This window comes from Neptunicoccus cionae, assembly GCF_002860325.1.
GTDB lineage: Bacteria > Pseudomonadota > Alphaproteobacteria > Rhodobacterales > Rhodobacteraceae > Amylibacter > Amylibacter lutimaris.
The window spans coordinates 128,496-149,812 of sequence record NZ_PKOJ01000005.1 but is presented as its reverse complement, the minus strand read 5'-3'; the positions used below and the strand labels follow the sequence as shown (position 1 = coordinate 149,812).

Below are 21,317 nucleotides of genomic sequence, written 5' to 3'. Positions count from 1 at the left end.
AGCGTGACTGTGCTTATTATTGGCGGCGGTCTTTCGGGACTGGCCCTCGCGGACACGCTGGAAGCGCGCGGACAGGACTACGTCTTGCTGGAGGCGCGTTCACGGTTCGGGGGGCGGATCAAAACCCTGCACCACCAAGGCGCGCAGTTTGATCTGGGGCCGGCGTGGTTCTGGCCGGGACAGCCGCGCATCGCGGCCCTGATTGACCGGCTGGGGCTGGAACCATTCGAACAATACGCGAGCGGCGATCTGAGTTTTGAAAATGAACAGGGGCAGGTTCAACGGGGCCGCGGTTTTTCTTCGATGCAAGGATCGTTGCGCCTGATTGGCGGGCTTGCGTCATTGACCGATGCGCTTACAGGCTCCTTACCAGATCATCGCAAACGGCTGAACGCCAAGGTGATAAAACTGGTGCGAACCAAATCTGGCGTGGCAGCGACCCTGCACAACGGCGAAACTATCCCTGCGCAAACTGCTGTCCTGTCGATGCCACCCCGTGTGGCCGCAAACATCCTTTTTGATCCGGTGATACCCGACGCGGCGGTTTCCAGCCTGCAAAACATACCCACATGGATGGCAGGACAGGGCAAGGCCGTCGCCATTTACGAGACCCCGTTCTGGCGCGAAAACGGGCTGTCCGGCGATGCGCAAAGCCGGTTTGGTCCGATGGTCGAAATACATGATGCTTCACCTGCCACCGGCGGGCCCTATGCCCTGTTCGGTTTCATTGGTGTGCCACCGAAAGCGCGCAAGGATGTGCAGGTCTTGCGCCACCACATTCAAAACCAGCTCGTCCGGATTTTCGGCCCCGAGGCAGCCAACCCTTCAGAGTTGTTGATCAAGGACTGGGCATTTGATCCTCTCACAGCCACACAAGCGGATCACGCTCCCCTTTTCAGCCATCCGGACTATGGACTGCCACCAAGTCTTGCGTCACTCTGGGACGGGCTTCTGCATGTCTCGGGAACCGAGGCTGCGCCCCAATTCGGGGGATACCTCGAAGGTGCTTTGGAAGCCGCTGAAAACACACTACAGACTTTGCAACTCCGGCACGTAGAAGCATGATAGCTAGATCAGATACCAAAACCGCCCTGTTGAATTCCGCAGAAAGCGCCGCACGCAGGTTTGGCTTTGACGGCTTCAGTTACGCTGATCTGGCGAAGGATGTCGGTATACGAAAGGCCAGCATTCACCACCATTTCCCCTCCAAAGCCGACCTTTCGGTGGCGCTGATGGAACGGTATCACCGGAACTTTCAAAGGATCTGCGCGGAAATAGATTCCGGTTGTGAAACCGGTGGTGCCAAGCTGCAAGGCCTGATCCGCCAGTACAAGGAAGGCAGCGATAATGGCAGGCAACTGTGCCTTTGCGTGGCATTTTCTGCCAGCCGCGACAGTCTCTCGCCTGATGTGATAAAGCAGATCGGCCTGTTTCGCGGGATGGTGACGGAATGGCTGGAGAAGGCTCTGGAGCAGGGCCGCAAGGACGGTTCAGTGTCGGGCGTTCACTCCCCCGAGCGCGAGGCTGTCTCTGTTCTTTCCCTGTTGGAGGGGGCGCAACTGCTTGCCCGTACAGATGAAGATCCGGCCGTGTTCGATCAGGCAATCACCCTTTTAACCATGCGCATTTGTGGCTGAACGCACGCGATACATGTTTCTCATTCCCGCAGCTAAGGACCGGCGGGGTCTGAATTCCGGAACCATTAGCCGAGCGCCATTGGCAGCGCCTGAGCCTCGCCCCACTGACGTGGAGACTGTCCGTAAAGCCGTTTGAATTCGCGGCTGAACTGGGATGCGCTGACATAGCCCACATCCTGCGCTGCCTCGGATACGGTCACACCGCTGGCGATCTTCATCGCGGCGTTGTTCAGGCGCATTGCCTTGATGAACTGGGTGGGCGTCATGGCCGTTGCCTGCTTGAACCGGCGATAGAACACAGCGCGGCTCATACCGGCGCGGGCGGCCATATTGTCAACCGACACCGGCTCTGCAAGCTGTGACGACACATCGGAAATAGCCCGTGCAATCGCATTGCCCGGCGCAAAAGCCTGACGGGCGAACTGCCCCGCCTCCCCCGTTAGGATTGCATAATAGAGTTCGCGCAAGCGTGCTTCGCCCAACACCGCCACATCCGGCTCTTTCGTGCCAAGTTGCACCAGCCGCAACAATGACTCCAGAAACCTGTCGTCCCAACGGGCCAGCCGGATGCCGCGCGCACTGCCCTCGACAGGGTGCATGTTGTCTCCGGCGGCGTCCATCTCGATCGTGATCTGTGTCATCAAGCGCTGATCCAGTGCGATGTAAACCCCGTACAACGGCGTTTCGGCGGACGCCGCCGGCGTCCCTGCTTCCACCGGCATCGACATCGGACAGCACATATATTCGCTGCTGTCGTAGACATAGCGTTTGCCATCCAGAACGGTTTCCTTACCACCGCTGACTATGGCGATGACACAGGGTTCATAGACCGCCGGAACGCAGGGCACTGCCTCGGTTGCGCGGAAAAGTTTCACGCCTGCGATGCCGGTGTCTATCATTCCATCTACAGGCATACGGGCTTCGATAAGTTGTCTGATCTGAAGTTTGCTCATGCCCCCAATAAAGGCGATGCAAACTGCCGTTTCAATCACCTCGATACGATCAGGCAAGTATTCGCGACGATTTCGTCTGTTTCTGACAGGTAGCGGCACTTATTTCCATTGCTAACAGTGAAACGCATTGCACAACCCTGTGCCGCTACGAAAGGAATATACAATATGGCAGATACTCAATTTGGCCCCGACGGTTGGACGCCAGCGCGTCTCGGCAATCTTTCTGGCAAGACCTATGTGATTACCGGAGCCAATGCAGGCACGGGATTTCAGGCGGCACGGATATTTTTGTCCAAGGGCGCGAAAGTGGTGATGCTGAACCGCAGCGAGGAAAAATCAGCCGCCGCAGTGAAAGATCTGAAGCAGGAATTCGGGCCAAGCGCGGACGTCAGCTTTATCCGCATGGATCTGGCAGACCTGTCATCGGTGCGCGCTGCGTCGGAAAACCTGCTTGCGACCCTGCCCCGAATTGACGCGCTGATCTGCAACGCTGCGATTGCTCAGGTGCCCACACAAAAGCTGACAGTTGACGGGTTTGAGAGCCAGCTTGGAACCAACCACTACGGCCACTTCCTGTTGTGCGGAAAACTGTTCGAACGGCTCGAATCCTCCGGAGGCCGGATCGTGGTTGTTGCCAGCCTCGGGTATAATCTGGGGATCAAGACCATCCAGTTCGACGATATGAACTGGGATAAGAACTATAGCGCCAACCCCGTCTACAGCCAGAGCAAGCTGGCCCAAATGATGTTCGCCTACGAATTGCAGGACCGCGTCAAAGCTGCGGGCAGGGATCTGGAGGTTTACGTCTGTCATCCGGGCGCCTCGGCCACCTCGCTTATCAGCACCAGCGGCGGAACCATGACGCGGATGCTCTGGTGGCTGATGACAAAGACACCCTTCGTGCAATCCGCCGAAAAAGGGGCCTATCCGGAAGTCATGTGCGCTACAGAAACCGGCCTGAAGCAACGCGCCCTGCACGGCCCCACCGGACGGATGCAGACCGGTGGTCCGGTCGGAACCGGCAAACTGGAACCCCACGCCCATGACAAGCAGGTAATGGCCCGACTGTGGGAAGTTTCCGAAGAGGCAACAGGGTTCAACTGGCCGGTCTGATTGATCTGGCGTCGGGATTTTTAGGAAGAAAGGGTTCGACCATCAGGTCAGCCCCAACAGCAAGAGAAGCGAAGACATGACGGAGGCCACAGTTCGCACGCTGTTCCAGAAGGTCCAGCGCGGCAGGTATGTGTGCCTCCAGAACCGTTCTGTCTCGGGGAGACTGTGATCCAACGGGGCCAGCTTTTGATTGAGCGGTACGTTAAAGACGACCGTGACACCGAAGGTTCCCGCCACATAAGTCAATCCGGACAGCGCGATGAGAGCGCTGTCAAAACCGGACAATACGACTATGGCGTAGACAGTCAGGGCCGCAGACACAGGAACCAGCCCCAAAAAGAGCGCCATGAAGACAACGCGAAAGACTTCGCGGTTGATAATCTGCATGGCCTCAACGCCCCCGTGGCCGTCTGCCTTGGACAGGGATCGCATAACGAAATCCGAAAACGCGAGAAATACACCGGCGACGAGGGCGAAACCGATGACCGAGAACTGACAAAGAAGTAGAAACCAGTTTGACATGAAAGTGTCCTTTCTTGGCAGGAGCGACGTCGCGCCGCCCGAAACGGCACGACAAAGTTTAGGTCCGGCTGATCACCGAGGAGCGAGAGCCGCTGCAGCGGACGGTTCCACCTTCCGGCGCAGCGGGACCGGAAGGATGCAGAGCAAACCGATCCCGATTTCAAATACCGCAGCGATAACGAGCTTCTCATCCGGCGTTCCGTCAACGGCAACCGAGAGGATACGCGCGAAGCCATACGACAGGAAAACGGCGGCAGCGATATTGCGGGCGGCAGTTGCTAAACCCGATCTGAACACCCCCGCCAGCATGAAAACCCCGAGCACGAGCAACGTGCCCCCCGGCGCACGGACCTCGCTGAGCAGGCTCGGATCCTGATGCAGCACGATCCCGTTATAGGCAAAAAAAGCCTCCGGGATTATCAGAACTGCGGCTCCTATGCCCACAGAGATTGCACCGGCAAGAAATAGCACGGCTTTGGAAAAGAATGGCATTGAATACTCCTTTCTGTAAGACACGGCCGCAAGATGCCGCCGTTTTCAGGCATCAGGCGGCCTTGGCAGCCCAGACGCCGGTTGCGGCTGCTCGTTTGCAAAACTCTGCGAAGTCACGGGGCGGGCGGCCAAGCGCCCGCTGCACGCCATCGCCCAACCATTCATTCCGCCCGTCCAAAGCCTCTTCGCAGACGTGGGTGAAAACATCGGCGATAAAAGTGCCGCCGATTTCACTCATTGCGGCGTGGAACTGATCGAGCGTGATCGGAATGTATTGCACCGGCTTGTGAATCGCAGCTGACAGTTCTGCTGCGGCCTCTGAAAAGCGCAACAGGCGCGGGCCGGTGATTTCGTACAGCTCGCCTGAATGGCGGCCCATATCCGTCAGGGCAGCCACAGCCACATCAGCAATGTCGTCCACATCTACAACAGGTTCGCCGACATCGCCCGCCGGCAGGGCAATTTGCCCATCAAGCACCGGTTCCAGCAAATACCCCTCGCTGAAATTCTGCGCAAACCACGAACAGCGCAACAGGGTATAATCAACGCCGGAAGCGCGCACGATCTCTTCGGACCGTTCGGCCTGCGTTTCACCCCGCCCCGAGAGAAGAACAAGCCGCTCCAGACCTTTTTCTTTTGCCAGCGCGCCAAGCGCCTCGATTTTCTCGGCAGCGCCGGGAAAGGCAAGATCGGGGAAATAGGAAACATAGGCAGTGGCAACACCTTCAAGGGCAGGCGCCCATGTTGTTTCATCGTCCCAGTCAAACGGGATGGCCGCGCTACGAGTGCCGGAGCGGACAGAGTATCCGCGCTCTGACAGGATTTTTGCAATTCGACGGCCGGTCTTGCCATTAGCGCCGATTATGAGGATCGGTTTGGTATGCATCACACTCTCTCCATGAGTTGTTTGGATGCACTTTGTATGCCGGAAGGCGCCTTTGACGGTCTTGACACATTCGGTCAGTGTTTTGACGGAAGTTGCCAAAGCGCATGTCGTTAATGCTTTATCCGGTTGTCCCGAAAAGCGGCGGGCGTCTGACCGACCCAGCGCTTAAAGGCACGGGTAAACGCGCTTTGTTCGGAATAGCCCGTCAAGAATGCAACTTCGGCAATAGAGTGGTCGGTCCGGTCCAGAAGGCCTTCCGCCAGACAGCGCCGCGCCTGTTCCAGCAGGGTTTGGAACGTTTCCCCTTCAGCCACAAGACGACGGTGAAGCGTCCGTTCGCTTATCCCCATCGCCTTTGCCATGTCGCCGGCCCGTGGCGGCCCTTCGCTCAGGCGGTCGGAAATCCGGCGCAACAGGGTTTGCTGGAAAGAGGTCCGACTGGAAATTTCGGCAAGCTGCTCGTCAAGATGGGGTGTCAGAAACTGCGCAATCGCGGGGTCGCCCAAACGGTTCGCCTGCGCCAGCGTGGCCTCTCGCATTAACAAACCGTCAAAATCCGAGTTGAAAATCATAGGACAGCCGAAAAAGGCTTCGTGTCCGGCGACCGAGGCCGGGGCGGCGTGGCGGCAGTGTACCTCTAGTGGCACCACAGGCTCTGGCGAAACCTCCCGCATAATGGACACCGTGCTTGCCAGTGTTGCTTCGTTTGACATTCGAAGACCAAGCCGCCGCGGACCGTCGCGGTGCAACAGAAAAAACGTACCTCTGGCATGTCCGCGGACTTCGTGCCCTGCAACAGATGTTAGCAGACGGGCATAGCGCGCCGCCCTCTCTATCGAACCACGCAGGTTGGGTGCCGTTTTCCACGCCAGACCGAAAGCGCCGTAGTCATCGCATCGCATAGACGCCCCGACCCGCAACGGAAATGTGGTTGCCTCTTCAACAATCGCCCCAATCCGTTCCAGCAGCGCGTAATAGTCCACATCCGTGACCATCGTGCCCAGATCAGTTTCAGTCGGCTTTAGACCAACCGATCCCAGCAAAGCATTCTGATCAGCGCCATCCCCGACAGCGGCGACGACTTTTCTAACAAAAAGTGCTGTGATTTCTCCCATTCAAAATGCCGCCCTTGGAAATACGGGCCCAGAATAGGACAATCGGCGGAGAGAGACAAAAAGATTAACAGGCACACATGCAACTTGGGGTTTGGCCCTGTTTTGCCAAAGCAGCGAACTGCCGGTCGTGAACAGGAAGGCGGTGAGACGCCGCAGTAGAAGTGCCTGTTAATTTGTAATCACTGGCGCGAAAAGGAGGTTGCCAGCGCACCGGAAATCCGGCGCAAGTTTGATCCAAAGCCCAGATCCAGAGCGATCGCGACCGGCCATGCGATCAGAATGCTCTGCCCCCAATGTGCCAGCCAGTTCAGCGTCAGGCCGAATTCCAGACCGGTGAACACGCCCGACAAAGCGACGGACATGAACCCCGACTTCACCACCGCCCCCGACAGCTTTTGCATCACATCTGGACTTATCATTGTGTGACCCTCAGAGCGTCGGTCAGGTGATGAACAGCAGTTTCAAGTTCTGCGCGCGCGACCGGATCGGTGATGGATTGGGTTTCTGCATCAAAGGCCTGATAAAAGCTTTTGACCGACACCGCCGCCTTCAGATCAACACCGAAAAAAGGCGCGGAGGCTTTAGCTGCTGCCAGAACACTGCCTGCACCCCCCGCACCGGGTGATGTGGCCAGAAACACTGTCGATTTGTCCTGATATACCTTTTGATCAATCCGGCTGGCCCAGTCGAACAGGTTTTTATAAGCCGCTGTGTAAGAACCGTTGTGTTCGGCAAAAGACACAATGACCCCATCGGCGGATTTGATCTTGTTCAGGAAATCCTGCGCCGCTTGGGGCTGACCGAGTTTCATCTCTGCATCCTCGCTGAACAGGGGAATTTCAAAGTCGTTCAGATCCAGAATTTCAACCTCTGCACCTTTCGCAAGTGATGCGGCAAAGGCAGCCAGAGATCTGTTTATGGATGTTGAACTGGTGCTGGCACCAAAAGCTACAATCTTCATGATCTGTCTCCGATTTATGTCGTGTTCAAATTGTTTGCCGAAAAAACGTGCCACTCAGGCGTGGCGCTGACCTGCCAGATACAAGCGGGTTGAACGGGCACGGTCGTTGTTTCGGCTGACTCAGACTTACGGGCGATCTTGATAAATTGATAATATTGATTTTTCATGTTAATGATCTAATAAACAGATCAATCTGAGGAGCACTGCATGACTCTGGAACAGTTAGTGGTCCTGAACGCCATCGTGGAACAGGGAACTTTCCGCGCAGCGGCCGAGAATCTGGGAAAGGCACAATCGGCGGTCAGCCACATGCTCAAGAAGCTGGAAGACGAAATCGGATTTGCGCTTCTGTCCCGCGAAAACTACCGCCCTGCCCTTACAGAAAAAGGCGAGGTTTTCTACCGGCATTCCTTACGCGTTCTACAGGGTGTTCAGGATCTGAAATCCGTGTCCATGACCCTTGGTACGGCGCAGGAAGCCGAAGTCGCGATGACCGTGACTGCCACCTTTCCTTTCGCGCCCGTTTTAAAACTGATCGGTGACATGACATCGCGGTTTCCGACGACCCATATTAAACTGTCCCGCGAAAACATGGGCGGTTCTTTGGAGATGCTTCTGGCGGGCGAGGTCCAGATCGCCATTTCAACTTTGGACGATGTGCCCCTTGATCGCGTTGATGTTCTGCCGCTGGACTCTGTGGCAATCCTGCCTGTTGCCCATCCGGATTTTCCTGCTGCCCGCGACAGCAGGTTTAAATCCGATGCCGAGATGCAGAGCTACACACAGATCGTTGTTGCGGACAGCGGGCAGACGATCCGGCAAAGTCGGGGATTGCTGCCCGGTGGTCTGCGCTGGACCGTATCGGATTTTGCCACGAAAAAGGAAATCCTTCTGGCCAATATGGGCTGGGGCGGAATGCCCGAACATATGATCAGCGACGCGTTGGAAAAGAAACAGCTGGTCCGCCTGAACATCGAAAGCTATCCGCCCGTGCAGGTCCCGCATTTTGCAATGCGTCGCAGGGATATACCGAATGGCGTTGTGGCACAGGCAATCTGGGACGATCTGCGGCAAAGCTGATGTTTCGGGCGTGGAAACGGGCTATACTCTGCCGCCGTTGTCATTCCGGCCAAAGGATCGCTAGAACGGAAAAGACAGTTGCACCGGCTTGAACCGTACTGCGTGCCGTGCAGCCAATTTTGACGATACTTCCTTCGCGCGCAAGACAACCATTGCGGCAGCGCGGGCATCTTCACCTGCATCATGGTGCCGAAACTCCAGATCCAGCGCCTGTTTCAGATTGGCCAGCCCGTGGCCACCGTTGCCTTTCAACTCCGGCCAGGCCGCCCGCGCGATGGTTACGCTGTCATGCCAGACAAGGCGCGGACGCGGAAGCCCGTGGGCTTTACAAGCTGCATTGATAGCCTTTTCATCAAATCTGCTGTGCTGCACCATCGGATGGCGCGACAGGAGCGGCAGCATTTCGGGCCAGACTTGCGCAAAGTTACCTGCGGATTTTACAGTCTCCGGTCCGATCCCGTGCAGATCAACGTTGAACGGTGCAAAGGGCATTTGCGGATCAACGTAAGTGGACCACGTATGGATGGTCTCGTCGTATCCGACACAGGCGATCCCGATCTGGCAAATGCTCGCGCTGTTGCCACATGCGGTTTCCACATCAAGTGCAATGAACTGGAAGTCCCCGACCGGCAAAGGCGCATTCATCGGAATACCCCGCCCGTCTGGTAGGTGAAAACCGGACTCATCAAACCGTGCGCAATACCGTGCCCGCAAACTGTGCGATGGCTAACCTTCCGGAATGCCCGCAAAACGACAACCGGCGGGTTTGCGCAGAAATGATAGATCGGTACGGGCATTTTGGTCCTTGTCTCGGGTTAATCGCTCTCTTGCGCTTTCCCGAACCCGACTACAAGGCCTAAGCACCGGACAGGACGACACGGTCATTATCCCGCCGTCAGGTCTTGGGCCAGCATCAGGGCGTTGCCGTCAGGGTCGTAAAAAGTTGCAGTCTTGACCATACCTTCGACAACATCTGTTTCCCCGTCGAACTTCACATCGGCCTGCTCCAGCTTTTGGCGGGCAAGATCAAGATCGGCAATCCCGAATACAGGCACACTATTCCCGGGGGCCGGTCTGGTATGTTCGCCAAGGCCGATTGTTACGCCTTTGGTGTTGGTTTGCAGCTCTGACCAGCCCGCTTCGTCTGCATGATAGATTAGCTTGAAACCAAGCATGTTGTCGTACCATTCGGCGCTTGCCTGACGGTCTTTGACAGACAGCGCAATCGTAATTGTTTCATCCAACGTAACTAGCGCCATGAGGCTTTCCTTTAAACTAAAAATATACTAACTATACTTTATGGACATTAATTCACTTGTCAAGATCACGTCGCGGGCTTGGGCGTTGCCAATTCTATCAAGCCTGCACATGGGCGTTGCAGGGCGTCAGGCGCCGCTGCTGGCCGCCACCGGCGCCAGCAGAACGGCATTTGCCCAAAGCATGGAGCATCTCATTGAACATGGATTGCTTGAAAGAAACCCCGGCTACGGCCACCCGCTCAGACCTGAATTCCGCCTGACCAAGCTGGGTCAGAAAGCGGCGGCAATTGCAGATAAAATCCAGCGCATCGCTTCGGAGGATGACCAAAGGTTGCTTCGTAAATCATGGACAGTACCGGTATTGTCCACGCTTCAAAAACCGTGCCACTTTAACGAAATCAAGCGAAACCTGCACAGGATTACGGATCGTGCTCTGTCACAGTCTTTGAAATCTATGGAAGACAAGGATTGGGTGCATCGCCGCGTTGACGAAACCGCGCGACCGCCGCGATCAATCTATTGCGCTGTGAATATTGGGGAACAGATCAGCGCGATCACCGGACCGGAAATCAGTTTTACCCAACCGTGAGCGACGATTGATAAGCAGACAACTGCAAACCTGCGCCGCCCGCTCGGCCCGTTCCGGCGTCCGCTTCGCTCAGCGCCCGCGTCAGCCCTCCGCTGCTAACTCCGGTCCGAAGGGATACTGTGATAGACCGTGGCCTCCAGCGACTGGCGGCGGTCACGGCTTGGCGCAACGCCAAAACGGTTCCGGTAGGTCCGCGAAAAGACCTCCAACGAAGAAAAACCGCAGGCAATGCCGACTTCCGTGAGGGAAATATCGGTCTGCTGCACAAGCTGATGCGCCTTTGCAAGACGCAGTTCGCGGTAGGTTGCCTCCATCCCCCGACCCAGCCGCGCCCGAAACAACCTTTGCAAATGTCGCGTGGATACGCCGACAAGCGCGGCAAGTTCTGCGCAAGAGATCGGTTCCTCAATCTGTTCTTCCATAATCGCATGGGCACGGGCAACGGGATCGTGATGGTGGCGGGCTTCTGCGATCGGAGGCAGGTTTTCCGCGCTGGAAGGTTGGGGCCGCGAACCGGGGCGGCGGGCGTCCACAAGCAGGTGCTTTCCGACCTCCTCGGCAAATCCGTCCCCCACATCCTGCGCGATAAGATCCAGCATCATATCCGCTGTCGCCATGCCACCGGCGGACAGGGGATGCTTGCCGCGCGCATCAAACAGCGTTTCCGTAATATCAAGATTCGGAAACCGCTCCTCACTGCCTTTGGCGTTATACCAATGGGTCGGCACACTGCCGCTTTGCACGAGGCCGGCGTCGATAATGATTTCGCTGCCGGTTTCAATAGCCCCGATCCTTACCCCGTTTCGGGCTTCCTTGCGCAGCCAATCCATTAAAAGGTGATCCTGCGCAGAGGCGCGTGTGTCAAAGCTGGCGATCACAAAGACAGTATCGAACATTGGCTTGCTGCCGCCCGCAATAGGCGCGTCGACAGCCGTCTGCGTTCCGCTGCTCGACTGCACAGCGAAGCCGTCGGTCGACAGCGTGGTCCAGGTGAACAGGGTTTTCCCGGCCAGCCAGTTGGCAATAAACAGAGGCTCCGTGACAAGTGTCACCGCGAGATTGGAAAACCCCGGCACAAGAAACAACCCGTAGCGGTGAAGTACTGTATCCTGATCCGACATGATGCCACCCCAATTCAATCATTCGCGACAGTATCTGGCGCATTACGTCAAAAGCTACAAATATTCATTTTCGCCTGTCAAAATTTCCCCACACTTTTCTGGAATAAAACGCAAAATTCAATAACCGGAAATCGCCGCCAAGCGTGCAAGCGTGTCGCAATTAGTCAACTCTTGCGCATTTTAATGTTTACCGTGTTGGGGAGAATACACCACACACCGATCTGAAGGACGCTGGCATGAGCAAGATTGAAACCCCGCAAAACAAGACCGGCCTGACTTGGGACTACAGTGATCCGGTGAATGGTCCGACCATTCCGGCACCGTATTTCTACGACCCTCAAATCTTTGAGGAAGAGAAACAGAATATCTTTATGAAATGCTGGCACCTTGTGGGCCATGTAAACGAATTTGAAAAGCCGGGCAGTTTTGTTGTTCAGAACATCTTCGAACAGAGTGTTGTGGTCACAACTGAAAAGGACGGGAAGATTCACGCGTGGCACAATGTATGTCGTCACCGTGGAAACCGCCTGATGAACGAACGGCGGGGCAAGGTCGGTGGCGTGCTGCGCTGCCCGTACCATTCATGGTGTTACAACCTTGACGGTGGTCTGCGGGCCGCACCGCGCACGGAACACCTGAGCAATTTCTCAAAGGCTGATCACAGCTTGCGGAAAGTGCGTCTGGAAATCTACGCAGGCTGGGTTTTCATCACCCTTGACGATGACGCACAACCGGTTTCCGAGATGGCCGCAGGTGCCGAAGAGGAAATGCGCAAATATTTGCCCGACATGGACAATGTAGAGCTGATCGAAGAAACCGATGTGATTGTCGATGCCAACTGGAAGGTCATTCAGGAAAACTCGATTGAAGGATACCATTTCGACCTGAGCGGACCTGTCCACAAGGAACTCGCCGCTCTGATCGACTTCAAGGGGTATACGCTGACCTCCTATGACAAATGGTGGACCTACATTGGCCCGCCGAACACAGATGTTACCGAAGCTTACGGCCAGCCGCTCGAGGGGGCCACATGGCAAACGGATTACTTCTTCAACATCGGCTTGTGGCCGAACACGACGTTCTATTCGTTCCCTTACACGGATATGGTTGGCGCCTTCATCATGATCCCTCTCACACCCGAGAAATCGTTGCTGCGGTTTAGCTATTATGCCCCCAAAAGGCGCAAGGTTCCCGAAGTCACAAAAGCCGCGATCCACTGGATGAACACCCAGCTTGGACCGGAGGATATCGAACTTAACGTGACCAACCAGAAAGGGCTGCACTCGATGGGCTTCGGATCGGGGCGGTATCTGATAGACGACAGCCTGCCGAACCAGAGCGAGCATCTTGTCTATCATTTCCACAAACTCTGCTATCAGGCGATCCGGGAATGACGACGCAATCTTGGGATTACGTGATCGTCGGGGGCGGCTCTGCGGGCTGCGTTCTGGCAAGCCGCCTGACCGAGGACCGCGACACGCGGGTTCTGCTGCTGGAGGCAGGACCCGAAGACCGGTCGATCTGGTTACGGATGCCCGCTGGAATGTCGCGCGTCGTCTGGGGAACACAATACAGTTGGGCGTTTACATCCGAACCGGAGCCGCATCTGAACGGGCGTCGGCTGGGCCATCCGCGCGGCAAGGTGCTGGGTGGGTCATCATCGATCAACGGTATGGTGTGGTTGCGTGGCAATCCGAGGGATTATGACGGCTGGGCACAAAGAGGCGCCACCGGCTGGAGCTATGAAGACGTACTACCCTATTTCCGCCGCGCCGAAACAGCACCGGACACGTCCGATCCGTTGCGGGGTGATGATGGACCGATCCGTGTCACGCGTCCTTCACTGGATGCAACACCGCTGGCCCGGGCCTTTGTGGATGCCGGCGGTGAGGCGGGATATCCGATCCTGCCGGATTTCAACGGTGCCGAGCAAGAAGGCTTTGGCCCGATAGAACGCAGCACCTACGGCGGCAAGCGTTTTAGCGCATCGCGGGCCTATCTGAAACCCGCGCGCGCCCGCGAAAACCTGACCGTTGTCACAGGCGCACTGGCACAGAACATCATTCTGGAACAGGGCCGGGCCCGTGGCATCCGGTATGTTGCCAAGAACAAAACTGTCGAGGTGCGCGCAGAGCGGGAAGTTATCCTTGCCGCCGGTGCCATCGGCTCTCCGCATCTTTTGCATCTGTCCGGCATCGGTCCCGCGTCCGTTCTGGAAAATGCGGGAATACCTGTGCGTCATGAATTGTCCGGTGTCGGAGAGAACCTGAACGACCACCCCGATCTGGTAATCCAGCATAAATGTCTCGAACCTGTCAGCATTTATCCCGTCACCCGTCCCGGCCGCAGTTGGCTGGCCGGTGCCGAGTGGGCACTGCGCGGGACCGGACCGGCTGCAACCAACCACTTCGAAGCGGGCGGCTTTGTCAAATCCCGCCCCGATGTGGAGCATCCCGATCTGCAATTCACCTTTATGCCGCTCTCGGTAATACCGGGAACTGTGGATATCAGGCAGGAACATTCCTTTCAGGTACACATTGACCTTATGCGCCCCAAAAGTCGCGGACATGTAAGGGCGCGCAGTGCCGACGCGCGGCAGGCTCCCGAAATCCTTTTCAACTATCTTGCCGATCCGGCGGATCGGGCGGACCTGCGCAATAGCCTTTCGATCCTGCGCGAGGTTCTGGCCCAGCCTGCGTTGTCACGGTTTGCCGGTCCCGAACTGTTTCCCGGATCAAAGGTGCGCACAGACGCCGAGATCGATAGCTGGATCACAGACACGCTGGAAACCTGCTATCATCCGGTCGGCACCTGTAAAATGGGCAATGCCGACGCCGTAGATGTGGTTGTAGACCCTGAATGCAGGGTGCGCGGAGTTGATGGACTGCGGGTGGTTGATGCCTCTATTATGCCGGAAATCGTAAGCGCCAATACAAATGCTACCGCGATCATGATCGCTGAAAAAGCGGCTGATATTATCCGGGGGCGTGGCAATTGCGCTCCGACATGGTGACAATCAACGCGGATGTGTTGGGCGTTGATACACCATTTGGCGGCTTCAAACAGTCAGGAAGGCTCTGTCCGAGAACTGGAAGAATCTCTGGAAGTTAAAGCTGCATCAGGCTGCGCCTTTTGACAAGTACAGCCTGAAAACCGATCGAAAATGTCCTGGGAGACGAAAACTATGGCGAAACTTGCAGGTGTCTGGAGGAAGCCACTGGTGATGAGGTGATAAGGCGACCAGTGATTTAACTTTTTTCTGTTATTAAGCAGCGGGATATGAACACAGGGTCATTTGTCGAAGCTGAGTAAACCGGCCATCAGTTGACTGACCTCTGCACACAGATCTGCCCGAGCGTTGTTGCGAAAGTGGGAATAGAACGGCAGAGACGTGATGGGGGACGGCGCACCAAGCTCTACAAGGTCGCCTTTTTGCAAATCGCTCTGCAGGATCTTCGGCGGCACCAAGGCAACAGCGAGCCCTTCACGCACTGCCGATAGCACTGACGGCAAAGTGTCCATCCAATAAACCAGCCCAGGTTTGATGCCTGCATCGCTTAACTGCTTATCTATGGCTTGTGCAGGCAGGGTGCCAGCCGGGTAGTTTACCAGAGGCACCTGTGAAAGGATGTCAAGCGAACGGCAATCCCCCAGCAAATCCTTTCGGGCGATCCAGCGCAACGGCAGATCGAACAGATGCATTGCCGTCACATTGCGGCGGGATTCCACGCCGACGAATACACCAAGATCGATCCGGCCCTGCTGTAAAAGTTCGGCGACATCCATGCTGGAATGGGTCTGCACCTCGATATTCAGCGCGGGATGGCGACGGTTAAGCTCTGTCAGAAGTTTTGAGGACAGGAAATAAGAGATGTAATCCGTCCATGCGATGCGCAACACGCCCTCGGTCCGGTTTCCTCCGGCGGCGGCGACGAATGCATTGCTCGCCTCGAGCAAACTACGGGCAGCCGGAAGGGCGGCATGGCCATGTTCGGTCAGCACGAGATTCGATCCGTCGCGCAGGAAAAGGGGCACGCCCAGTTCCTCTTCCAGCTTGGCGATGCGAGAGGCGATAGTGCCCTGAGTCGAAAACAGAGCCTCGGCCGCCTTGGCGAAACTGCCAAGATCCGCGGTGGCCACGAAACTGCTTACAAATCGAACATTCATACTATCGGGTCCTAACTTTCAGCCTGTCGAACGCATTGATAGCACGGGAAAATGTCTAGCGCCGAAAAATATCGGGAGGGCGGACCGAAACAATTGGTTTGATGGATTTGCCCCGCTTTCGGTACGACAGCACAGATCATTTCATCGGGAGGAACCTTTACCAATGACGATACACTTGACTAGCCTTGCCACGGTTGCCGCTTTGGCCATCTCTGTACTGCCCATACAGGCGCAGACTACGATAAAGCTGGGCCACTTCGGCCCGGGGCCGGATCCGTTTTCCCAATCAATCGAGACCTTTGCGGAGCGTGTCTCCGAACTGAGCGACGGGCGTCTTGCTGTCAAGGTCTTCCCTGCGGGTCAACTGGGCAACGAAAAACAACAGATCAGCGCACTTCAAGGCGGCTTGCAGGAAATGCTGGTCACATCAACGACCAACCTGTCGAATATGAACCCCAAGTTCAAACTGCTGGACCTGCCGTTTGTCTTCACCAGCTATAGTGATGCAGATGCCGTAACATTGGGTCCCGTCGGGGAAGAGATTGTTGCTGGGCTTGAGACGAATGGCTTGCGCGGTCTGGCCCTATGGGAAAACGGATTTCGCGCTTTCACCAATTCTCAACGGGCCGTCGATAGCCTTGAGGATTTCGACGGGCTTAAGGTGCGTGTGATCGGTGCGCCGGTGTTTATCGACACGTTCACCGCGTTGGGCGCCAACCCGGTTCCGATGCCCTTCCCCGAGCTCTATTCAGCCATGGAAACCGGCACGGTCGATGCTCAGGACAACCCGGCGCTGGCTGTCCAATCTCTTAAGTTTTACGAGGTGCAAGACCATTACACCGCAACCAATCATATTTACGGCGCGATGATCCCGCTGGTCAGCGAGCGGTTCTTCAAGCGACTGTCCGACGAGGATCGTGCTGCATTGTCTCAGGCGGCGCGGGAGTTCGGTGTAGAACAGCGCCAGATCCTGCGCCGGGCGGATGCAGATGCGGTTGAATTGCTGATATCCGAAGGCGGCATGGAGGCCGTGCGTGCATTGACACCGGAAGCGGCAAGCGAGCTTCAAGCGGCGGTGGCATCCGTGGTCGAGAAGAATGTCACTGACGACCTGCGTCCTCTTTATGAAGACATGCTAACGGCCATCGAAGACAGCCGCAAGTAAACGGCTGCCCAGCCCGGCGCGGCGGCTTCGCCGCGCCGAACGTATCATCGGAGGTTCTCATGTCCCGTCTTACCCCAATCCCGCTGATCCATACCATCAGCGCGGTCATTCTCGGCGTGCTGGTCGTCGGGGTTTTTATCAACGTTGTCATGCGCTTCGGCTTCAATTCCGGCTTTGTGATGACCGAAGAAATCTCGCGCATCCTGCTGGTTTGGCTTGTGTTTCTAGCCGCCATCGTTGTGCTGGCACGTGGCCAGCACATCATGATGACCATGGCGGTGGAGCGCCTCCCTCAGACTTCAGCCAAAGTACTTGCAGTTATCGGGGCCGCGCTGATGATTTTCTGTGATGTGCTGCTGTGTTTGGGCGCCTGGCAGCAACTGAAATTCAGCCTAACCGATTACCTTCCGGTTTCAGGCCTGCCACTCGCCGTCGTGTTTGCACCCGGGGTCTTTGCGGCCTGTGCCTTTGCCGTGATCACCGCTTGTCGTGCTATCGCGCTGCTACGTGGCACAATGACCACTGATGCGTATTTCGGGATCACTTCCGAAAATCCGGAACTCCACTGAGGAAAACCCAATGCTGATTTCAATCTTTCTGGGAACGCTGCTGCTCGGCGTTGTGATCGGGCTGCCCATCGCCTATGTGCTTGTGCTGGTCGGTGTCGCGCTAATGCTGCATATCGATTTTTTCAATCCGCAGATCGTGTCTCAGAACATGATTCTCGGGGTGGACAACTTTCTGCTTCTGGCAATTCCCTTTTTCATTCTTGCTGGTGAGCTGATGAACAAAGGCGGCTTGTCCAAGCGTATCATCGACGTGGCATTGGCCTTTTTCGGTCACCTCAAGGGCGGATTAGGCTATGTCGGCATCTTCGCCGCGCTGATCCTCGCCTCGCTCTCGGGTTCGGCGATTGCAGACAGTGCGGCGCTGGCCGCGATCCTGATGCCGATGATGCGCAAGGCCGGCTACCCGGAAGGCCAGAGCGTCGGCCTTCTGGCTGCTGGTGGTGTCATCGCGCCGATCATACCGCCGTCAATAGCTTTTGTCGTCTATGGCGCGGTGGCCAACGTTTCGATCACCAAGATGTTTCTTGCAGGCGTAGTGCCAGGCTTACTGATGGCGGTTTCACTGATCCTCGCCTGGCGGCTGGTCTGCGGCGGAGGCGACTATCAAGTCTTTCCCCGCGTCGATAGCACCGGTCGACTTCGCGCGCTGGTCAAGGGCATCCCGGCGCTACTGCTGCCGGTGGTAATCATTGGCGGCTTGCGCGCGGGTATCTTCACCCCGACAGAAGCCGCGGTTGTAGCCTGCATGGTGGCCTTCGTGGTTGGCATGTTCGTCTACGGCGATCTTGATTGGAATGGCGTCTACGGCTGCCTGTCCCGTGCCGCGCTGGTCAGTGCCTCGGTACTCTTTCTGATCGGGGCTTCCGGAGTCAGCGCCTGGTTGATCACCACCGCAAGCCTGCCGGCCACGGTTATTGCCCTCGCACAGCCCTTTATAGACTCTCCAGTTTTGCTGGTTGGCTTTCTTGTGCTGTTGACTTTGGTGCTTGGCATGGTTCTCGATTTTACCCCGTTGATGCTGATCATGATGCCCATCGTGATCCCCCTGTGCCAGGCAGCCGGCGTCGACCTTATCTACTTCGGCGTAGTCTTCATTATGGCCGGTGCCCTTGGGCTTCTGACACCGCCGGTGGGCAATGTCCTCAACGTGGTTGCCGGGGTATCGGGCACACGCATGAACAAGGTCATCACAGGGGTCCTGCCCTTCTTGACGGCCGAGGTTCTGATCCTTGTGCTGCTTGTTGCCTTCCCAATTCTGGTGACCGCCCCTCTCGATTTCTTCACAGGAGCAAGCCGATGATCGTTAACAGGCTTATCGAAACCCTCGGGGCCGACGTCGTCTGGCCCGGCGCCAGGTCCGACACCAGATTCCACCGGGACTGGACTGCACGCGAGCCCGTACAGCCATTGGCCGTGGCGCTCCCACGCAGCACCGAAGACGTGGCGACTCTTCTGCGGATGTGCAACGATGCAGGAATACCAGTGGTTCCGCAAGGCGGGCTGACCGGGCTTGTAGGTGGCGCCATGCCGTCAGCCGATTGTGTGGTGATCAACCTGTCGCGTCTCGCGCCCGCGCCGAAAATCAACCGCGACGCCCGTATCGCCGAGGTGGGCGCCGGCACCGTGCTGGAAACCCTGCAACAGGCGGCTGCTGATGCGGGACTGGTCTTTCCGGTAGAATTTGGCGCCCGCGGCTCTTGCGAGATCGGCGGCATGATCGCCACCAACGCCGGCGGCGTGCACGTGCTCCGCTACGGTATGATGCGCGATCAGGTGCTGGGCCTTGAGGCCGTTCTCGCGGATGGCACCGTGGTGACGTCGATGAACCCTTTAAAGAAGAACAACACCGGTTACGACCTGCGCCAGATCTTCATAGGCTCCGAGGGCACGCTGGGGATAATCACTCGCGCCCACCTGCGGTTGGTCCCGATCGAACCCGCACGCGCCGTGGCCTTGTTGCGGGTGCCCGATACTGCTGCTGCCCACCGCCTGCTGGATATGCTAAAAACCAGCGTGCCCGTTAATGCGTTCGAAGTCATGTGGCCGTCATACTACGCCTATGCATGCGAAACCACCGGGACCGAACCGATAGCAGCGGGCGAAGGCGTGTTACTATTGGTCGAAATCACCGGCCCCGACGAGGCGGCGCTTCAGGAGGCACTTTTAACTGCGTTGGTGCCGTGGATGGAGAACGGCGTCATTGAAGATGCGGTGCTGTCGCAGTCCGAAGCCCAGGCCCAAGCCCTCTGGGATATCCGCGAAGCTAACGAGGCGCTCAGCACAAAATACCGCAACATCATCGGCTTTGACGTCAGCCTACCACGTGCACAGATGCAGGCGTTCCACGATGAATGCATTGACGCGCTTGCCCGGCTAGCGCCGGGATCGCAGATGATGTGCTTTGGTCACCTCGGTGACGGCAACCTGCATCTTGCTGTGATCCTTGACGGGGCGCCAGATGCAGATGCCACCACGCTGAAATCCCGGATACTCACCGCAGCCGGAGCCCGAAGCGGTGCGATATCAGCCGAGCATGGCATCGGAACCGACAAGCTGGCATGGCTGCACCTGTCCCGAAGCCCGGAGGAGATCGGCATGATGCGTCGCATCAAGACAGCACTTGATCCCAAAAACATTCTGAACCCCGGCAAGCTACTGCCGCCGGTGTCGTCCGCAACTTGAAAGAAAGTATCCGATCCATGACACGTTTTACCGTAGCCTGCATCCAGATGACCGCAACGCCCGACGTTCAGGCCGACATAGAGACCAACCTTAGCCTGATGCAGCAGGCCGCCGAAAAAGGTGCCGATGTAATAGCACTTCCTGAATTCTGCGCAGGCCTTGACGTCAAGGACGGCGCACTGGCGCCTGTCGCCTTTCCGGAAACCGAGCACCCGGCGATCCGCGCCTTTCGTAATTTTGCCCGAACCCGCAAGGTCGACGTCCTTGTAGGCTCTGTCGCCGTCATCAACGGCGATAGTCTGCGCAATCGTAGCCTGTTGATCGGAACCGATGGCGAGATCACAGCGCGATACGACAAGATCCACATGTTTGATATCGATCTCGGTGGCGGTCACCGCTACTGCGAAAGTGATGTTATGTCTCCGGGCGATACGGTGGTGACGGCAGGTCTGTGCGGGCAAACTGTCGGCCTGTCGATCTGCTATGATCTCAGATTTCCACATCTCTTCCGAAAACAGGCCAAAGCAGGCGCCAGCCTTCTATTTACTCCCGCCGCCTTTACCCAACCCACCGGAGAGGCGCATTGGCACGTATTACAAAGGGCACGTGCGATCGAAAACGGTGCCTTCGTGATTGCACCAGCCCAATGTGGCGTGATCGCGGGCGGGAGCCAACTGTATGGTCACTCACTGATCGTTGATCCCTGGGGGAAGGTACTGGCCGATGCCGGTGATCAACCCGGTTTCGTTCTGTCGGAGATCGATTTGACGTTGGTCAAGGCGACCCGTCAGAAGATCCCCTCTCTCGCGAACGAGAGGCAATTGAATTAACGACATATTCTTGATGTGGACCAGCCACGGTTTGATGCTGCCCTACGTGCGCGTTTGTGCGACCTGTCTTTTGAGAGACCGGAAATGCGGTGAAGAAAAACAAGGAACCTTAGCCTAACCTGACGGGTCCACACATAGGTGATATCGCCAGTCCAATTCTGACTTGGTTTGGCTGG

At 56.9% G+C, this 21,317-nt stretch carries 23 protein-coding genes; 12 read left to right on the top strand and 11 right to left on the bottom strand.

The window, feature by feature from the left end:
* The first annotated feature begins 3 nt into the window (after nt 1–3).
* Nucleotides 4–1,065, top strand: a complete 1,062-nt coding sequence (locus C0U40_RS13165; protein ID WP_101656258.1) for a flavin monoamine oxidase family protein — start codon at nt 4–6, stop codon at nt 1,063–1,065.
* A complete protein-coding gene (locus C0U40_RS13160) occupies nt 1,062–1,637 on the top strand; it encodes a TetR/AcrR family transcriptional regulator (protein WP_101656257.1) in 576 nt (191 codons plus the stop codon). Before C0U40_RS13165 ends, C0U40_RS13160 begins: the two co-directional genes overlap by 4 nt.
* Before the next feature lie 65 nt (nt 1,638–1,702).
* Here C0U40_RS13160 and C0U40_RS13155 read toward each other — a convergent pair whose 3' ends face one another.
* Nucleotides 1,703–2,590, bottom strand: a complete 888-nt coding sequence (locus C0U40_RS13155; protein ID WP_101656419.1) for an AraC family transcriptional regulator — start codon at nt 2,588–2,590, stop codon at nt 1,703–1,705.
* Nucleotides 2,591–2,755: 165 nt separating this feature from the next.
* Here C0U40_RS13155 and C0U40_RS13150 point away from each other — a divergent pair, with 165 nt between their 5' ends.
* The gene (locus C0U40_RS13150) at nt 2,756–3,703 is read left to right on the top strand and encodes an SDR family oxidoreductase (protein WP_101656256.1); all 948 of its coding nucleotides are present in this window, start codon (nt 2,756–2,758) and stop codon (nt 3,701–3,703) included.
* A 42-nt stretch (nt 3,704–3,745) separates the two neighbouring features.
* Here the strand turns inward: C0U40_RS13150 and C0U40_RS13145 are convergent, their stop codons facing one another.
* The 6 genes from C0U40_RS13145 to C0U40_RS13120 all read right to left on the bottom strand — a co-directional run bounded on the left by C0U40_RS13145 (nt 3,746) and on the right by C0U40_RS13120 (nt 7,679).
* Nucleotides 3,746–4,225, bottom strand: coding sequence for a DUF1772 domain-containing protein (locus C0U40_RS13145; RefSeq protein ID WP_101656255.1), 480 nt, complete (start codon nt 4,223–4,225; stop codon nt 3,746–3,748).
* A 72-nt stretch (nt 4,226–4,297) separates the two neighbouring features.
* Nucleotides 4,298–4,717, bottom strand: a complete 420-nt coding sequence (locus C0U40_RS13140; protein ID WP_101656254.1) for a DUF4345 domain-containing protein — start codon at nt 4,715–4,717, stop codon at nt 4,298–4,300.
* Nucleotides 4,718–4,769: 52 nt separating this feature from the next.
* On the bottom strand, nt 4,770–5,603 hold the full coding sequence (locus C0U40_RS13135; RefSeq protein WP_101656418.1) for an SDR family oxidoreductase: 834 nt from the start codon (nt 5,601–5,603) through the stop codon (nt 4,770–4,772).
* Nucleotides 5,604–5,713: 110 nt separating this feature from the next.
* On the bottom strand, nt 5,714–6,718 hold the full coding sequence (locus C0U40_RS13130) for an AraC family transcriptional regulator (protein WP_101656253.1): 1,005 nt from the start codon (nt 6,716–6,718) through the stop codon (nt 5,714–5,716).
* A gap of 179 nt (nt 6,719–6,897) precedes the next feature.
* On the bottom strand, nt 6,898–7,137 hold the full coding sequence (locus tag C0U40_RS13125; RefSeq protein WP_101656252.1) for a DUF2798 domain-containing protein: 240 nt from the start codon (nt 7,135–7,137) through the stop codon (nt 6,898–6,900).
* On the bottom strand, nt 7,134–7,679 hold the full coding sequence (locus C0U40_RS13120; RefSeq protein WP_101656251.1) for an NADPH-dependent FMN reductase: 546 nt from the start codon (nt 7,677–7,679) through the stop codon (nt 7,134–7,136). The genes C0U40_RS13125 and C0U40_RS13120 overlap by 4 nt, the downstream gene beginning before the upstream one ends.
* A gap of 207 nt (nt 7,680–7,886) precedes the next feature.
* On the opposite strand from C0U40_RS13120, the gene C0U40_RS13115 reads away from it, so the two are divergent.
* Nucleotides 7,887–8,759, top strand: a complete 873-nt coding sequence (locus C0U40_RS13115) for a LysR family transcriptional regulator (RefSeq protein WP_101656250.1) — start codon at nt 7,887–7,889, stop codon at nt 8,757–8,759.
* 60 nt (nt 8,760–8,819) lie between these two features.
* On the opposite strand, the gene C0U40_RS13110 is transcribed toward C0U40_RS13115, so the two are convergent.
* Together C0U40_RS13110 and C0U40_RS13105 are read right to left on the bottom strand one after the other, a co-directional pair.
* Nucleotides 8,820–9,404 carry a 3'-5' exonuclease gene (locus C0U40_RS13110; protein ID WP_101656249.1) on the bottom strand — a complete coding sequence of 195 codons (585 nt, stop codon included), beginning with the start codon at nt 9,402–9,404 and terminating at the stop codon, nt 8,820–8,822.
* A gap of 239 nt (nt 9,405–9,643) precedes the next feature.
* Nucleotides 9,644–10,018 (bottom strand): VOC family protein, encoded by a 375-nt coding sequence (locus tag C0U40_RS13105; protein ID WP_101656248.1) that lies wholly within the window; start codon nt 10,016–10,018, stop codon nt 9,644–9,646.
* A gap of 40 nt (nt 10,019–10,058) precedes the next feature.
* On the opposite strand from C0U40_RS13105, the gene C0U40_RS13100 reads away from it, so the two are divergent.
* On the top strand, nt 10,059–10,607 hold the full coding sequence (locus C0U40_RS13100) for a winged helix-turn-helix transcriptional regulator (protein WP_101656247.1): 549 nt from the start codon (nt 10,059–10,061) through the stop codon (nt 10,605–10,607).
* Between the two features lie 95 nt (nt 10,608–10,702).
* Here the strand turns inward: C0U40_RS13100 and C0U40_RS13095 are convergent, their stop codons facing one another.
* The gene (locus tag C0U40_RS13095) at nt 10,703–11,728 is read right to left on the bottom strand and encodes a GlxA family transcriptional regulator (RefSeq protein WP_101656246.1); all 1,026 of its coding nucleotides are present in this window, start codon (nt 11,726–11,728) and stop codon (nt 10,703–10,705) included.
* A 236-nt stretch (nt 11,729–11,964) separates the two neighbouring features.
* On the opposite strand from C0U40_RS13095, the gene C0U40_RS13090 reads away from it, so the two are divergent.
* Together C0U40_RS13090 and C0U40_RS13085 are read left to right on the top strand one after the other, a co-directional pair.
* Nucleotides 11,965–13,122, top strand: coding sequence for an aromatic ring-hydroxylating oxygenase subunit alpha (locus tag C0U40_RS13090; RefSeq protein WP_101656245.1), 1,158 nt, complete (start codon nt 11,965–11,967; stop codon nt 13,120–13,122).
* Nucleotides 13,119–14,741, top strand: coding sequence for a choline dehydrogenase (locus C0U40_RS13085; protein ID WP_101656244.1), 1,623 nt, complete (start codon nt 13,119–13,121; stop codon nt 14,739–14,741). Before C0U40_RS13090 ends, C0U40_RS13085 begins: the two co-directional genes overlap by 4 nt.
* A gap of 278 nt (nt 14,742–15,019) precedes the next feature.
* Here the strand turns inward: C0U40_RS13085 and C0U40_RS13080 are convergent, their stop codons facing one another.
* A complete protein-coding gene (locus C0U40_RS13080) occupies nt 15,020–15,895 on the bottom strand; it encodes a LysR family transcriptional regulator (RefSeq protein WP_101656243.1) in 876 nt (291 codons plus the stop codon).
* 163 nt (nt 15,896–16,058) lie between these two features.
* Here C0U40_RS13080 and C0U40_RS13075 point away from each other — a divergent pair, with 163 nt between their 5' ends.
* From C0U40_RS13075 to C0U40_RS13055, 5 genes are all read left to right on the top strand, one after another.
* The gene (locus tag C0U40_RS13075) at nt 16,059–17,060 is read left to right on the top strand and encodes a TRAP transporter substrate-binding protein (RefSeq protein ID WP_101656242.1); all 1,002 of its coding nucleotides are present in this window, start codon (nt 16,059–16,061) and stop codon (nt 17,058–17,060) included.
* 59 nt (nt 17,061–17,119) lie between these two features.
* Nucleotides 17,120–17,629 carry a TRAP transporter small permease gene (locus C0U40_RS13070; RefSeq protein WP_101656241.1) on the top strand — a complete coding sequence of 170 codons (510 nt, stop codon included), beginning with the start codon at nt 17,120–17,122 and terminating at the stop codon, nt 17,627–17,629.
* A 10-nt stretch (nt 17,630–17,639) separates the two neighbouring features.
* Entirely contained in the window at nt 17,640–18,929 is a 1,290-nt protein-coding gene (locus C0U40_RS13065) for a TRAP transporter large permease (protein ID WP_101656240.1), read from the top strand.
* A gap of 113 nt (nt 18,930–19,042) precedes the next feature.
* Complete coding sequence (locus C0U40_RS13060) at nt 19,043–20,311, top strand: FAD-binding oxidoreductase (protein ID WP_180957700.1); 1,269 nt, start codon at nt 19,043–19,045, stop codon at nt 20,309–20,311.
* 17 nt (nt 20,312–20,328) lie between these two features.
* Entirely contained in the window at nt 20,329–21,141 is an 813-nt protein-coding gene (locus C0U40_RS13055) for a carbon-nitrogen hydrolase family protein (RefSeq protein WP_101656238.1), read from the top strand.
* Nucleotides 21,142–21,317 lie beyond the last annotated feature (176 nt).

Coding starts and splice junctions, on each gene's coding strand:
- C0U40_RS13160 (WP_101656257.1), top strand. CDS start 1,062: ATGATAGCTAGATCAGATACCAAAACCGCCCTGTTGAATTCCGCAGAA.
- C0U40_RS13155 (WP_101656419.1), bottom strand. CDS start 2,590: ATGAGCAAACTTCAGATCAGACAACTTATCGAAGCCCGTATGCCTGTA.
- C0U40_RS13150 (WP_101656256.1), top strand. CDS start 2,756: ATGGCAGATACTCAATTTGGCCCCGACGGTTGGACGCCAGCGCGTCTC.
- C0U40_RS13145 (WP_101656255.1), bottom strand. CDS start 4,225: ATGTCAAACTGGTTTCTACTTCTTTGTCAGTTCTCGGTCATCGGTTTC.
- C0U40_RS13140 (WP_101656254.1), bottom strand. CDS start 4,717: ATGCCATTCTTTTCCAAAGCCGTGCTATTTCTTGCCGGTGCAATCTCT.
- C0U40_RS13135 (WP_101656418.1), bottom strand. CDS start 5,603: ATGCATACCAAACCGATCCTCATAATCGGCGCTAATGGCAAGACCGGC.
- C0U40_RS13130 (WP_101656253.1), bottom strand. CDS start 6,718: ATGGGAGAAATCACAGCACTTTTTGTTAGAAAAGTCGTCGCCGCTGTC.
- C0U40_RS13125 (WP_101656252.1), bottom strand. CDS start 7,137: ATGATAAGTCCAGATGTGATGCAAAAGCTGTCGGGGGCGGTGGTGAAG.
- C0U40_RS13120 (WP_101656251.1), bottom strand. CDS start 7,679: ATGAAGATTGTAGCTTTTGGTGCCAGCACCAGTTCAACATCCATAAAC.
- C0U40_RS13115 (WP_101656250.1), top strand. CDS start 7,887: ATGACTCTGGAACAGTTAGTGGTCCTGAACGCCATCGTGGAACAGGGA.
- C0U40_RS13110 (WP_101656249.1), bottom strand. CDS start 9,404: ATGAATGCGCCTTTGCCGGTCGGGGACTTCCAGTTCATTGCACTTGAT.
- C0U40_RS13105 (WP_101656248.1), bottom strand. CDS start 10,018: ATGGCGCTAGTTACGTTGGATGAAACAATTACGATTGCGCTGTCTGTC.
- C0U40_RS13100 (WP_101656247.1), top strand. CDS start 10,059: ATGGACATTAATTCACTTGTCAAGATCACGTCGCGGGCTTGGGCGTTG.
- C0U40_RS13095 (WP_101656246.1), bottom strand. CDS start 11,728: ATGTCGGATCAGGATACAGTACTTCACCGCTACGGGTTGTTTCTTGTG.
- C0U40_RS13090 (WP_101656245.1), top strand. CDS start 11,965: ATGAGCAAGATTGAAACCCCGCAAAACAAGACCGGCCTGACTTGGGAC.
- C0U40_RS13085 (WP_101656244.1), top strand. CDS start 13,119: ATGACGACGCAATCTTGGGATTACGTGATCGTCGGGGGCGGCTCTGCG.
- C0U40_RS13080 (WP_101656243.1), bottom strand. CDS start 15,895: ATGAATGTTCGATTTGTAAGCAGTTTCGTGGCCACCGCGGATCTTGGC.
- C0U40_RS13075 (WP_101656242.1), top strand. CDS start 16,059: ATGACGATACACTTGACTAGCCTTGCCACGGTTGCCGCTTTGGCCATC.
- C0U40_RS13070 (WP_101656241.1), top strand. CDS start 17,120: ATGTCCCGTCTTACCCCAATCCCGCTGATCCATACCATCAGCGCGGTC.
- C0U40_RS13065 (WP_101656240.1), top strand. CDS start 17,640: ATGCTGATTTCAATCTTTCTGGGAACGCTGCTGCTCGGCGTTGTGATC.
- C0U40_RS13055 (WP_101656238.1), top strand. CDS start 20,329: ATGACACGTTTTACCGTAGCCTGCATCCAGATGACCGCAACGCCCGAC.